Below are 13,606 nucleotides of genomic sequence, written 5' to 3'. Positions count from 1 at the left end.
AAATGGCGAAGAAAGTAGTGGCGGTCATTAAATTGGCCCTGAATGCTGGAAAAGCCAACCCAGCACCACCAGTGGGTCCCGCATTGGGTCAACACGGTGTGAACATTATGATGTTCTGCAAAGAGTACAACGCCAAAACGGCAGACCAAGCTGGCATGGTGATACCTGTCGAAATTTCGGTTTTTGAAGACCGGAGTTTTACATTTGTACTCAAAACGCCACCAGCATCAGTACTGATTCGCAAGGCAGCGAAAATTGAAAGAGGCTCTAATGAACCCAACAAAAAGAAAGTTGGCTCAATTACAAGAGCGCAATTGCAAGAAATTGCTCAAACGAAAATGCCTGACCTCAACGCCAACGATATAGAAGCGGCGATGAAGATTGTGGCGGGTACTGCCAAGAACATGGGCGTAACCATTGCAGACTAGTCATTAGTCATTGGCAAAAGACAAAAGACTAAGAACAAAACTTATCGGGGGAGAAGCAAAACTTCGTAATTACCCCAGGAGAGAAAAATGGGAAAAAAAATATCGCGTCGCTTACAGGCGCTGCTAGAAAAGGTAGAAGACAGGGATTATGAGCCGATAGAGGCTTTAAACCTGTTAAAAGAGACAGCGACAGCTAAATTTCCTGAAGCCGCTGAAGCACATATCCGGTTAGGGATTGACCCCAAGTATTCAGACCAACAATTGCGGACAACGGTGGCATTGCCTAAAGGTACAGGACAAACTGTACGGGTAGCCGTAATTGCCAGAGGTGAAAAAGTTACAGAAGCCAGTAATGCTGGTGCGGATATAGCTGGCTCAGAAGAGCTAATTAACGAAATTCAACAAGGGATGATGGATTTCGATAAGCTAATTGCCACACCAGATGTGATGCCACAGGTGGCAAAGTTGGGTAAGTTATTGGGCCCTCGTGGTTTGATGCCATCACCCAAGGGTGGAACTGTGACATTTGACGTAGCAAGTGCGATCGCCGAATTCAAAGCTGGTAAATTAGAATTCCGGGCTGATCGAACCGGCATTGTCCATGTTATGTTTGGTAAGATAGCCTTCTCACCTGAAGATTTATTGGTAAACTTGAAGGCGTTACAAGAGACAATTGACCGTAACCGTCCTTCAGGAGCTAAAGGTCGTTATTGGCGTTCATTTTATGTATCTGCCACAATGGGCCCATCGATTAAAGTCGATATTAATGCCCTCAGGGATTTGAAACTGACCGAAGTAGCTTAATGGGAACCAGAGACTAGAGGCTAGAGGCTAGAAAAGATTTTTAGTAAATCAATTTTCTCAGTTCAGTACCTAGTAAATACTCTCGACTAAAAACTAAATAAGCAAAGCCGGAGACAGCAGGAGCAAATAGCTTAAATATCCTGCCGAGGTTAAAACTCTAATTACTGGAAGTACCACCCTTAATGGTGTGATGACCGAAGTATTATGAGTCTAACTGTAAAACCCTGGCTGAAATAGCTGGGGTTTATTGTTTTTGCTCGTTCACAGTGAAACACACAAGTCAGACTCACAAGAGATTTAAATCCGGTGCTGAATTTAGCAAAAATAGGGAGAGCTACTCCCGAATTTATGCCTGTGGATAAAAAAACGCCGTGTGGCTCTGGTTGAAGCAGGAAGTAAAACCAAATCTAGTCTGAATCAATAGATTGGAGACGGTTTTACTTAGCGGAAATTTACGATTTTGCCCTTGGAGGTGAAACAAGCATGGGTCGAACGCTAGAAAATAAAAAAGAGATAGTTGCTGAACTCAAAGAAACTTTGAGTGAGTCAACTTTGGCACTGGTAATTGACTATCAAGGTCTGACAGTTGCTCAAATTACTGACTTACGGCAACGGTTACGTCCGAGTGGCGCTGTTTGTAAGGTAACTAAGAATACCTTAATGGGCATTGCCATTGATGGTGACGACAACTGGCAACCACTTTCGGAATTGCTCAATGGTTCTTCCGCCTTTTTGCTGGTAAAAGAAGATTTTTCCTCGGCAATTAAGGCTTACCAAGAATTCCAGAAAGTCACTAAGAAGACAGAACTTCGCGGTGGCGTGATGGAAGGACGTCTGCTCAAAGAAACAGATGTCAAGGCTTTAGGAGACTTGCCATCTAAAGAGCAACTCATGGCGCAAATTGCCGGAGCTATCAACGCCTTGGCTACCAAAGTGGCTGTTGGTATTAACGAAGTTCCCGGTTCTTTGGCTCGCGCCTTGCAGGCTGTGGCTGAGAAAGAACAAGGTGACAGCACTGAAAGCGCTGCTGAATAAAATTCGCCAAATTACACCAGAATTTGCCTGATGAAGTTTGTCCTTAATTGCAGCTTTGGGTAGGCAAAAACAAAATTAACATTACAGGAGTCATATCAATGTCTGCTACAACTGATCAAATTCTCGAACAATTGAAAAGCCTTTCTTTATTGGAAGCATCTGAGTTAGTTAAGCAAATTGAAGAAGCTTTCGGTGTGAGTGCAGCTGCACCTGCTGGTGGCATGATGATGATGGCTCCCGGTGCGGGTGCGGCGGCGGCTGAACCAGTAGAAGAAAAAACCGAATTTGACGTAATCTTGGATTCCGTTCCTGCTGACAAGAAGATTGCCGTACTGAAGATTGTCCGGGAATTGACTGGCTTAGGTTTGAAAGAAGCCAAAGACATGGTAGAAGCTGCGCCCAAAGCAATCAAAGAAGGTATTGCTAAGGATGCTGCTGAAGATGCTAAGAAGCGCATCGAAGAAGCTGGCGGTAAGGTTACTGTTAAGTAATCAAATTTTTCCCCAGACTTTACGTCTGGGGCTAAGTAGAAAAGGTCTGCGGAAGCAGGCCTTTTTTTAATGCAAATCAGCATCCCAAACGCCGATATAAATTCGATCCTGTCGATTACGTTCAATTACACCTTTTAAGCCACCAACATTAAAAGAGTATTGTCTAGTTTGGCGATCGCGTACTCTTTGGAGTCCTTGCTGGATATTACTATTAATATTACCGCCAAGCATCCCTTGTAATGTTGATTGCATAACTTCGGGCTGGATAGATTGGGCAAAAGCTACTTCAGTTTGGCGCAAAACTCCCGTGCTTCGGTCAAATAAGTAACCGAGGTCAACCTGATTTGGTTCCAATTGATAAAGGAAAGCACGAGTATTCCATAAGCCGTTGGAAATCTTACTAGGGTTACCCAAGGCTGCTTTGACAGTATCTTGAGTAGTTCCTGTAGGAAATGCCGGCACATTTACATTGGAACTTCGGGTATTGCTAGGAACAGCATCTTGTTGTGGCTGTGGTGGTTCCGGTTCTACTGGAACTGTGGAAGATTCAGGTGTTTCTGGCTGCTGTGGTTTTGCTTCCACTGGAAGTTCTTGCTGCGGAACATCCGGGGTTGGTGCAAATGTAGGAGTTACTTGTGGTTGTGGTGTTACAGGTACTATAGGCTCTAAACGAGGTTGTGCAGCAATTGGCGCTGGCGGCGAAAATTCTGGTGTGGGCGTGGGTTCAATGTTATCTGAGTCGGAAAATGGTGTGGGCGTAGGAGTTATGGCAACGGGTGTTGTAGACTGCGGTTGACGAGTGACACTAGAAATTGCTACCCCACCAACTAAGCCACCCAAAATTAAACTGCCGATAATTAAAGCGGGCTTTTGCCAATTACTGGTAGAAATAGTTGATGGCGCAGATAATGCTTGAGTTTGTGTGGTTGATACAGGTTTAGGAGGACTGATATTGTAAGTAGGGGTAGTGATAGGAGATTGTGGAGCAATATCACTAGTAGACCTTAAAGCATATAGCATTTTACTGGCGGTACTATAGCGATCGCTCACATGAGGATGAATTGCTTGATTAAGTACCATTGCCAGATTAGGGGATACATGAGGCCCATACTCTTGCCACAAAAGTTCCCCCGTTTGCAGGTCAGTTTGCATTTCTGCTGGGTGTTTCCCAGTCAGGAGATAAATCGCCGTCAAGCCTAAACTGTAAATATCAGTAGCATAAACTGGTCTGCCGATAGCTTGTTCACTAGGCATATATCCTGGTGTCCCAATTACCATTGAGCGTGTGGGATAATTTGAAGAACTGGCTACTGAACGGATGGTTTCCTTCACGGCACCAAAATCAATCAAAACTGGCTTGTGATCACCTGCACGCAAAATAATATTATCTGGCTTGATATCGCGGTGAATGATGCCTTGACTGTGAACATAATTTAATAACGAGAGCAAACTCAAGAGAATTTCTCGGACAGTCTTTTCACTTGCATGGCCTTGGGTGACAACGATGTCGGTCAAGGTTTGTCCTTGAATCCATTCTTGTACCAGGTAAAATTCCCCATTCTCAGAAAAGTAAGCGTAGAGTTCGGGAATTTGGTCACTAGCCCTACCCAAAATTTCTAAGGTTGCAGCTTCTCTCTGAAACCTCTGTTCAATCATTTTGTGATTGTGTGGGTTATTAATTATTGGTTTGAGTTGCTTGATGACACAGCGACGGCGAGATGGCATGTGGGTATCTTCTGCCAAAGAAGTTTCTCCGAACCCACCAGCACCCAGTACTTGAATAACTTGATAGCGATTGTTCAGCAGCGTTGTTGTCATGAAAAATTACAAGTTTTAGCCCTTTACAAATGTACATCAGATATTCTGACGATTTACAGGCAGTTTATATCCCCTATTTGGAGCATAACTATTGTGTCTAGGGTAAATGGCGATCGCTATTTAACAGCACTAACAACCCATCTACTATTTTCAGCATCCCATAAAAGGGAAAAATTCACAGAACCGGGAACTTGTTTACCATTTTTCATCAAGTATTGAAACTTGGCATTGACTGTGGCTGTTTCTGTACTGGCTTGCACTAAATTAACTTGTTCAACATTGACGCTTTCCACTTTTCCCCCCCACCAGTCGATGTAAGAAAGATAACCATCAGGATGCAGTCGTGTATTATTTTGCAAGTTGAGGGCTAGTTGATTCCACGCAGTTTGATATTGTCCTTGATTAATATTTAGATAATAATTCTGCACTGCTTGTGCCGGGGATGGTCTATTGATTTCTGGGTTAGTGACCGGATCAGGCCTAGAAGATGGGGTTTGATTAGGAATTATTGACGGAGAGGGGGAATTTATAGGTTGTATAACTTCCTGTGGTTGAATGCCATTTGGGGAAGGTTCTGGAGTTTGGGCAATAGGAGGATTAGCTGATGGTATAACATTTGATGCTTCATTGCGTGAATCTACTGTTTGCAATGGCTGCGGTTGTCTATTCAGGGCAAAACCAATGATGATAGAAGCACCTATCAAACCACCCACAATTAAACTGCCGAAAAAAATGCCCTTTTGTCCACTACCTTGATTAATATTAGACGGTTGTGAGGCAGAACCTGGACTAACAGCAACTGTATTTAGGGATGGGGCGGGAGCGGGAGACGGTGCTGTTATTACTTGTGGATGCTGATAAGCTACTGTAGGCGGGATACTGACTGAACCTAATTGTAAAGCTTCGAGGATTTCTCTAGCAGTGGCAAAGCGATCGCGTGGATGATAGGCGATCGCTCGGTCTAGAACCCCTGCTAATGTGGGACTAATATTTAAGGCGTGTTGATGCCAAACAATTTCGCCAGTACGCGCATCAGCCTCTAATTCCTGTGGTTGTTTTCCTGTAAGTAGATAAATTGCTGTCAGACCTAAACTATATAAATCACTAGAATAAACAGGTCTACCCGCTGCTTGTTCGCTGGGCATATACCCAGGTGTACCAATTACAATGGAACTGGTAGGATTACCTTGAGAATTAAATACCGTTCCCATTGATTCCCGCACCGCACCGAAATCAATTAACACTGACTTACTATCACGATGCCGCACAATAATGTTATCCGGCTTAATGTCGCGGTGAACAATGCGCTTTGAGTGGACATAATCTAGCACTGGTAACAAATCCACCAAAACTTCCCGGACAGCACTTTCACTGAATAACCCTTGTTTTTGGAGTTTTGCGGTGAGGGTATCGCCTTCAATCCACTCTTGAACTAAATAAAATTGTCCTTCTGACTGAAAGTAGGCATACAAAGTAGGGATTTGGTCACTAAATCCACCCAAGTCTTCTAGAATTGCTGCTTCGCGTTGAAACCGTTCCTGTACCAGTTGGTAAACCTGAAGATTATTTTGAATCGGTCTTAGCAGTTTAATCACGCAGCGACGGTGGGATGGCATTTGGGTATCTTCTGCTAGAAAAGTTTCACCAAAACCACCAGCACCCAGTGTGCGAATAACTTGATAGCGGTTGTTTAAGAGTGTTTGCATAAATTAGTATTGATAAATAAAAATTAGAATTATATCTTTACAGATATGTTTTTTAAATTTAAATATGTCCATATTTAACGTAAATTCGACGGAACCTAACCCCAACCCATTCCCTTGTAGGGAAGGGGCAAAAATTTTTACTTTGCGTTTAAATTAAAAATTATTTTGGAAAATACCTGCGATTATAACGGTCTTGATATTTATTAATGAACTCAACATTATACTGTTCTAATTGTGACAACAACTTAGCAGGAAAAGTCTTTGGTGAATATAGAGGACGATACCAAGATTGATTATTAAAGTATTCCTGTAAGCCAGAAGTATCAAAGCGACGACCGTGACGGGCAAAAACCGAATTTCGCATAATATCTAGTTCAAAGCCGTCTTTGTCATCCAAATCTGCATCTGACACGGTTCTTTGGGATAACCATCGATAATTATTTGCTGTTGTTGTATCTACTGGTGTTGGCGATGTATTGTCAACAGGTACAATCGGGGTAACAATAGGAGGAATAGTTTTTTGGATCACCGTGGATGTTACTGATGGAATGACATTTTTTTCTACTACAGGTTGAGGAGATTGTTTAAACACCTGACTAATAATTAGAGATGCACCAATTAACCCACCTGCTATTAAACTACCCATGAAGATGCTATTGCGATTATTAGCTGGAGTTGTGGGCTGACTATTAATAGGAACAGTGGGTAGTGGTGGCGTTGGGACTACAGGTGGCTGTGGGAAGAACGGTTGCGTAGGTGGAATAGGATTGGCTATGGTTTGTAACGCATCTAACATGGCTTTAGCAGTGATAAAGCGATCGCGTGGATGGTAGGCGATCGCTTGGTCTATTACTCCTGCTAATGTAGAATTTATCTGGCTAGCATACTGTCGCCACACAATCTCACCTGTCTGAGAATCTAACTCTAATTCTTGCGGCTGCTTCGCGGTGAGTAGATAAATTGCTGTCAAACCTAAACTATATAAATCACTAGAATAAACAGGTCTACCGGCGGCTTGTTCACTCGGCATATACCCAGGCGTACCAATTACAATGGAACTGGTAGGATTACCTTGAGAATTAAATACCGTTCCCATTGATTCCCGTACCGCGCCAAAATCAATTAATACCGATTTACCATCACCATGACGCACCATGATGTTATCTGGCTTGATATCGCGGTGAACAATGTGCTGGGAGTGGACGTACTCCAAAACTGGTAACAAATTTACCAATATCTCCTGGACAGCACTTTCACTAAATAATCCCTGTTTTTGGACTTTTGTAGTGAGTGTTTCACCTTCAATCCACTCTTGAACTAAGTAAAATTGCCCGTCTGCACAAAAATAAGCATACAAAGCCGGAATCTGGTCAGCTGCACCGCCAAGTGCTTCCAATATTGCTGCTTCTCTTTGAAAACGTTCCTGTACCAGTCTGTAAATCTGGGGATTATTTTGAATTGGTCTTAGCTGTTTCACCACACAACGCCGTTTTGAAGGCATATAGGTGTCTTCTGCAAGATAGGTTTCACCAAAACCACCAGCACCCAGTGTGCGAATAACTTGATAGCGATCGTTCAGCAGGGTTTGCATAAATTAGCGCCGATCAGCACAACAATCATAGTCATATATTTTACATTTTGTCACCAGTACTCAACTCGGTGTTGCAACTTCCGAACTTAATTCACTTTAAATCCAATAATCCTTCTTCCTTCAACTTAGGTTGGAAACGAAATTGTTCGTGTAAACCCCGGTCTTTCAACACCGCTAAAATTTCTGCTTCTACTCTCCGGGCAACATTTTTAATACTTTTAATTTGTGCCAATTCATCATTAGCTGGATTATTATAGTTTGCTTGTTCTTCAGGCGTCATCAATGGTTTGATATTTATCGGCTGCGTCCAAATTTCTTTATCATTTTCATTTCCCACAGGTACACTACCGTTTTCCTCAATCCAAGCTTTTTCAATACTTTCTAAAACAGTACGACTCGGACGTTCAATAGTTTGCACTTTCACCCAATAACATTGTTGTGGCTGACGGACTAAATGCTGCTTCAAACTCAGATAAACATCGCGTGAATATCCTACAAATTGCAAAACTTTTGCTTGGTCAAAGATGGCATATACTCCTATTTTTCCCTGAACTATTTCAGGTAATTGACCTCTGTCGTCAATGTAAGGAAAATATTCTAAATTGGCTAAAGTTGAGAAATTAGTTTGCGTAGTCATAATTAAAATTTATTGAACTTTTCTATAAATTGCACAAAGACGACTAGGTTGAAAAATCTTAGCTTGAAACATGAAATTTGGCGGTACATTGATAATGACATACTCATCAGATTCATGATAATTCTCAAACTCTGCCGGCATTCCTTTAGGCGTATTTAAACTATATGGTACTGGTTGAAAAAGTAACTCTGTAAATTCAACTTTCTCACATTGTGAATATTGACAAATTTGTGCTATGAAAGATTCATTAGATAATAATTTATCTAAATTTGCTTGCGCTTCAGGTTCAAGACAGAAATCACTTTCAAAGTTTTGGACAATTTTAAAAGGCATATTCTTGATTAAAAACTTATGGGCATACTACTTGAGATTAGCCTATTAGATTATGGTAATTCTGTCAGCTAGTATTAAGAGATGAGCAGATTAAGAATATTAAAGGATAAAGGCTAATTTTTTTATTAAAGTTAATCTTTGTAACAATTATTATATATTAATGAATAACAGCATCAGCATTTCCGAAAATCTAAAGCTGATTTAAAGTTAAGAAACTGCGAACAGTTGTTACCCCAAGTACAAAAATGAAAATAGCTAATGATGATGTCGCTGATAGTGAAGTAGAAGTCCAACTAATTTTTGATGAAAAGCGCGACCATTATCAATGGATGAATGTGGGATGGGAAGGTTTAAAACGTGTTTATCGATGTGTTATTCATTTTAATATTAAAAATGACAAAATCTGGCTTCAGCAAAATTTAACTGACCAAAATCCGGCTGAAGAGTTGGTAGAAATGGGGGTACAACGAGAAGATATTGTTTTGGGTTTGCAACCTGCTTATAAACGGCAGTATACAGATTATGGTGTGGCATAAAAAAAAGGCAAAAGAAACTTTCCTCTTGCCTTAAATTTTATAAAGTTTTAGCTGATGCAGTGATTAAGAGTAATCATCCTCATCGTCGTCAACTTCCTCGTAATCGTCTTCATCATCTTCTACAAGGTCGCTAACTTCATCAGCAATCAACTCATCTTCGTCATCCAAAATAGACTTCTCGACGCGACGGTTGCCAAATCCAGGTTCAGCCAGTCCAGGAGAATCTAAATTGTAGGCGCGTGCTGTGCGGTCATCTAGCACCATATCTAGTGGATCATCAACTTCATCCAAAACACCATTGGTTTCCAGAGCCGCATATTCATCAATAGCACCTGGTTCTTCATAGGTATTGTAACCAGTACCTGCCGGAATTAAGCGCCCGATAATTACGTTTTCTTTCAAGCCACGCAACCAGTCAGATTTACCTTCAATGGCTGCTTCTGTAAGTACCCTTGTGGTTTCTTGGAATGATGCAGCAGATATGAAGCTGTCAGTATTCAACGATGCCTTGGTGATACCCAACAGAACTGGGGTGTACTGCGCCCTAGCACCGCCGGTAATAGCCATAGCTTCGTTTACCTGTTCAACTTGGCGCAGTTCTACCAATTCGCCAGGAAGCATGGTAGTGTCTCCACCATCATCAATCCGCACTTTGTTGGTCATCTGGCGCACAATCACTTCAATATGCTTGTCAGAAATATCAATCCCCTGGGACTGATACACCATCTGCACTTCATTCACCAAGAATGTTTGTACTTTCTGTAAAGCATGGCTGGCACAAGCATAAACGCCTTCCTCCGAACCCAGGCTAAAGAAGACTTCCAGGATTTCGTGGGGGTTGGATGGGCCATCACTCAATGGTTCTCCCACTATGACCATCGCGCCATCTGGTACCATCAAGTTTTGTCCAGGGCCTAGAGGATAATCGGTAACGACACCGTTGGATTCTACGACCTTAATGGCGATCGCTTCGTCTCCATCTCCATACACTACCTTGACTTCTCCAGCCCGTCGTGTTAAAATGCACGCCTCTTTAGGTTTACGAGCTTCCAGCAGTTCTTCAATCCGAGGCAAACCTTGGATAATGTCTCCGGTTTTGGCGCGTTCAAATACCAACAACACTAAGTTATCGCCCCGTTGTACCAAATCACCATCTTCTATTTGTAATACAGCGCCAGGGCTGACTCGGTAGGGACGACCAAGGCGGATGACTATGGAGTATTGTTGGGCGCTGAGAGCAGATTCACCAGTAGCAGATCCAGCCGTAGCATTGTTGACTGCCAATACTTGTCCAGATTCTTCAGCAAAAATTCCCGGAGCAATTTCTGCACCTTCTACCAATAAGTCGCCCTTTTTCACTGTGGGTTGGGCACTGGTATTCATGATGAGTTTATCGGTGTCCCGTAACACTAAACAGCGACGCACAGCTTCACTGTCTTTACGTACACCCCGGACAATACCCCCTTCTTTGCTTAAGATTTGGGTACTTGCTACCACAGCACCTGGGGCAATTGTGTCGCCATCCTGGACTTCTAAAGTTGTCTGGGTACTACCTTGGGTAGCATCGGCTGTAATGTCACGACGAATTACCAAGGATTCTAAAATCACTAGTTGTAAGCGTTGAACTTCTGGATTTTCTGTATCCTCTACCAGTTCAATATCTGCTGCTAAGGGAGAAGCTGAATGATCTTGTTCACCATCCTGCTCAATTTCTAGTACTAGCTGGGTACGTAGGAGTTCCACACCTTCAACAGACTTGACGCGTTCAGAATCTTTGTAAGGCAATCTTTGTACTGCCCGCATTTGAATTGAACGTCCTGTTTGTTGACTAACAGATGTAGTTGATGGTACATCAGGATTACTAGGTACAGCAAACTCCACTACCGGACGGCTCAATAAAGCTGGGCCTTCGGGAGATTCTACATACTGGATGTAGCGTAATTCTGTAGCCACAACCCCTTGAAACTCTTCCCCTGGTTGAACAAAGGTGTTATCTCGGCCCATGACTGCTTCTGGATCATCCACCATTAGCAATTCGCCTGGTTTAACTACCACTTCCCGCAGGATGTCGTTTTTCTGAGTGACTTCTACTACACCACTGTTTTGGCAAAATATATCCTTGACAACTTCGGTACCGGCTTCGACAAATTGCCCGTCTTCTACCAACAGCAAAGAGATATCTTTATTAACTTCGTGGGTTTCTTCCGGAATCCACAGCAGAGTACCACCTTGGACGACTTCATAGCCAAGCTTGGCTTTGCCTTTTTTCTGAACTTCTACACCCGCGAATTTCAAGAATCCGCCAGTAGTGGTGCGATAGCGCTCATCAATTAACTCGGCGACCACTTGACCATTTTGGACTTTAGTACCCGGGGTAGCCCGGAGGTTAAATACCTGGTTATTACCAGTGGTGACTAAGTAGTGGTTACGTCCTTGGGAACTTTCAACGGTGACTGTTGCTTGGTCTAGAACTACCGAAGCAGTAATAATTTCTATTTCTCTAGTACTCTTGCCTGGGGTAGCTTCTGGTAAACGCACCACACCACCGTGTATAGTTGTTAACTTGGTTTCTGCTAACACCCCATTAGAGGCGATCGCATCACCGTTTTTCACAACCAATTCGGCACCTGGGGGCAAGTTATAAACTTCCCCAGACAGCACCCAAATCAAACCACCCCGTGCGGCGGTAGTTGTGGTGTTGCCTTGGCGGTCTGTTTTTTGTTCGGGGACAACTTCGGCAAACTGCACTTCCCCTGCCAAGTCAGAAGCTACATCTTTGACAGCTTTTTCTGTATTGGTACGAGTTGTGCGTCCACCCAAGGCAACTTCTGCCAGTAATTGGCCGATTTTTACCTTCTGCCCTTCAACTACATAGAGTGTGGAACCTTGAGTTACATGAATTTCTTGGGTTTCAGAACCTTCTTTTTTCGGTTCCAAATTGATAATCCCGTTGACCTCAACATATAGGGCATCTTCACCGTGGCGGGTACGATAGGGTCGAGTCCGCAATTTGCGGGGTAGACGAATCGTACCTTCTGTTTTGGAACGCACTTGCTGCGCTACTTCACCAGTAAACACACCACCAGTGTGGAATGTCCGCATGGTCAACTGGGTTCCGGGTTCACCGATACTTTGGGCAGCAATAATCCCCACAGCTTCACCCAAATCCACCATTTTGGCGTGGGCCAAACTCCAGCCGTAACAGTGTTGACAAACCGAACGAGCCGCTTCACAAGTTAGAGGCGATCGCGCCACTACTTCCGTGACTCCGGCTTTGTGAATTTCTGCTGCTAAATCATCAGATACTGGAGTATTACGGGTAGCAATTACTTCCTTGGTGGTGGGATGTACCACATCTTCCGCCAGTACCCGTCCCAGCAAGCGTTGAGCCAGGGGAATCAAGATTTTTCCACCTTCTGTCATCGCCCGTACAGGAATACCCCTAGTGGTACCACAGTCAAATTCCCGAATAATCACGTCCTGGGATACGTCCACCAGACGACGGGTGAGATAACCAGAGTCAGCAGTACGTAAGGCGGTGTCTACCAATCCTTTTCTGGCACCGTAAGACGAAATAATGTATTCCGTAACGGTGAGTCCTTCACGAAAGTTGGTTTTAATAGGTAAGTCAATAATTTCCCCTTGGGGATCTGCCATCAAGCCCCGCATTCCCACCAACTGACGGACTTGGGAGATGTTACCCCGCGCCCCGGAGAATGCCATCATGTATACCGAGTTTAGGGGGTCGGTCTTCTTAAAGTGAACAACTACTTCGTCTTTGAGGGCTTCACTGGTACCGTTCCAAGTGTCGATTACTTTTTGGAAGCGTTCTACTTCTGTAATTTCGCCCCGTTGGTAACGAGTTTCAGTAGCCCGAATTTCTTCTTCTGCGGCATCCAAGAGTGATCGCTTGGTGGGGGGAATCATCAAGTCATCTACACTAATGGAAACCCCAGCTTTAGTAGCATAGCGAAATCCCAATTCTTTCAATTTGTCCGCCATCACAGCGGTTCGCGCCGTACCATAATGAGTAAACGCCCAGGAAATTAATTTTCTCAGTTGACCTTTGTCAACTACGCGATTGCGAAAAACTGCGTTTTCGTTAGTCATTAGTGATTAGTCCTTAATCCTTAGTCATTAGTCATTAGTCATGAGGATTGGGCATTGGAGATGAGGAAAATTTTCCTCAGTCCCCAGAGGGAACCCCGAGTTCCCCAGTCCCTACTC

At 43.3% G+C, this 13,606-nt stretch carries 11 protein-coding genes and 1 other annotated feature; of the genes, 5 read left to right on the top strand and 6 right to left on the bottom strand.

What is annotated here, in order from left to right; genetic code table 11:
* Positions 1–2 precede the first annotated feature (2 nt).
* From rplK to rplL, 4 genes are all read left to right on the top strand, one after another.
* On the top strand, positions 3–428 hold the full coding sequence (gene rplK, locus ACM0OT_RS12535; RefSeq protein ID WP_414564670.1) for a 50S ribosomal protein L11: 426 nt from the start codon (positions 3–5) through the stop codon (positions 426–428).
* Positions 429–515: 87 nt separating this feature from the next.
* Positions 516–1,232, top strand: a complete 717-nt coding sequence (gene rplA, locus ACM0OT_RS12530; RefSeq protein WP_414564669.1) for a 50S ribosomal protein L1 — start codon at positions 516–518, stop codon at positions 1,230–1,232.
* Positions 1,233–1,321: 89 nt separating this feature from the next.
* Positions 1,322–1,490: a sequence feature (ribosomal protein L10 leader region), on the top strand.
* Positions 1,491–1,715: 225 nt separating this feature from the next.
* On the top strand, positions 1,716–2,267 hold the full coding sequence (gene rplJ / locus ACM0OT_RS12525; RefSeq protein WP_414564668.1) for a 50S ribosomal protein L10: 552 nt from the start codon (positions 1,716–1,718) through the stop codon (positions 2,265–2,267).
* Between the two features lie 98 nt (positions 2,268–2,365).
* Positions 2,366–2,758, top strand: a complete 393-nt coding sequence (gene rplL, locus ACM0OT_RS12520; protein WP_414545110.1) for a 50S ribosomal protein L7/L12 — start codon at positions 2,366–2,368, stop codon at positions 2,756–2,758.
* A gap of 66 nt (positions 2,759–2,824) precedes the next feature.
* Here the strand turns inward: rplL and ACM0OT_RS12515 are convergent, their stop codons facing one another.
* The 5 genes from ACM0OT_RS12515 to ACM0OT_RS12495 all read right to left on the bottom strand — a co-directional run bounded on the left by ACM0OT_RS12515 (position 2,825) and on the right by ACM0OT_RS12495 (position 8,843).
* Positions 2,825–4,576, bottom strand: coding sequence for a protein kinase domain-containing protein (locus ACM0OT_RS12515; RefSeq protein ID WP_414564667.1), 1,752 nt, complete (start codon positions 4,574–4,576; stop codon positions 2,825–2,827).
* A 116-nt stretch (positions 4,577–4,692) separates the two neighbouring features.
* Positions 4,693–6,282, bottom strand: coding sequence for a protein kinase domain-containing protein (locus tag ACM0OT_RS12510; RefSeq protein WP_414564666.1), 1,590 nt, complete (start codon positions 6,280–6,282; stop codon positions 4,693–4,695).
* 160 nt (positions 6,283–6,442) lie between these two features.
* On the bottom strand, positions 6,443–7,873 hold the full coding sequence (locus ACM0OT_RS12505) for a protein kinase domain-containing protein (RefSeq protein WP_414564665.1): 1,431 nt from the start codon (positions 7,871–7,873) through the stop codon (positions 6,443–6,445).
* A 91-nt stretch (positions 7,874–7,964) separates the two neighbouring features.
* Complete coding sequence (locus tag ACM0OT_RS12500) at positions 7,965–8,510, bottom strand: GIY-YIG nuclease family protein (RefSeq protein ID WP_414564664.1); 546 nt, start codon at positions 8,508–8,510, stop codon at positions 7,965–7,967.
* 9 nt (positions 8,511–8,519) lie between these two features.
* The gene (locus ACM0OT_RS12495) at positions 8,520–8,843 is read right to left on the bottom strand and encodes a hypothetical protein (protein ID WP_414564663.1); all 324 of its coding nucleotides are present in this window, start codon (positions 8,841–8,843) and stop codon (positions 8,520–8,522) included.
* 245 nt (positions 8,844–9,088) lie between these two features.
* Here ACM0OT_RS12495 and ACM0OT_RS12490 point away from each other — a divergent pair, with 245 nt between their 5' ends.
* Positions 9,089–9,379 (top strand): XisI protein, encoded by a 291-nt coding sequence (locus ACM0OT_RS12490; RefSeq protein ID WP_414564662.1) that lies wholly within the window; start codon positions 9,089–9,091, stop codon positions 9,377–9,379.
* Positions 9,380–9,442: 63 nt separating this feature from the next.
* Here the strand turns inward: ACM0OT_RS12490 and ACM0OT_RS12485 are convergent, their stop codons facing one another.
* Positions 9,443–13,489: a DNA-directed RNA polymerase subunit beta'' gene (locus tag ACM0OT_RS12485; protein WP_414564661.1), complete on the bottom strand. Its 4,047-nt coding sequence runs from the start codon at positions 13,487–13,489 to the stop codon at positions 9,443–9,445.
* Between the last annotated feature and the right edge of the window lie 117 nt (positions 13,490–13,606).

Origin of the sequence: Anabaena sp. CCY 9613 (assembly GCF_963920895.1) — a bacterium.
In the GTDB taxonomy this organism is placed as follows: domain Bacteria; phylum Cyanobacteriota; class Cyanobacteriia; order Cyanobacteriales; family Nostocaceae; genus Cyanocohniella.
This window is presented reverse-complemented; position numbering and strand designations above follow the sequence as displayed.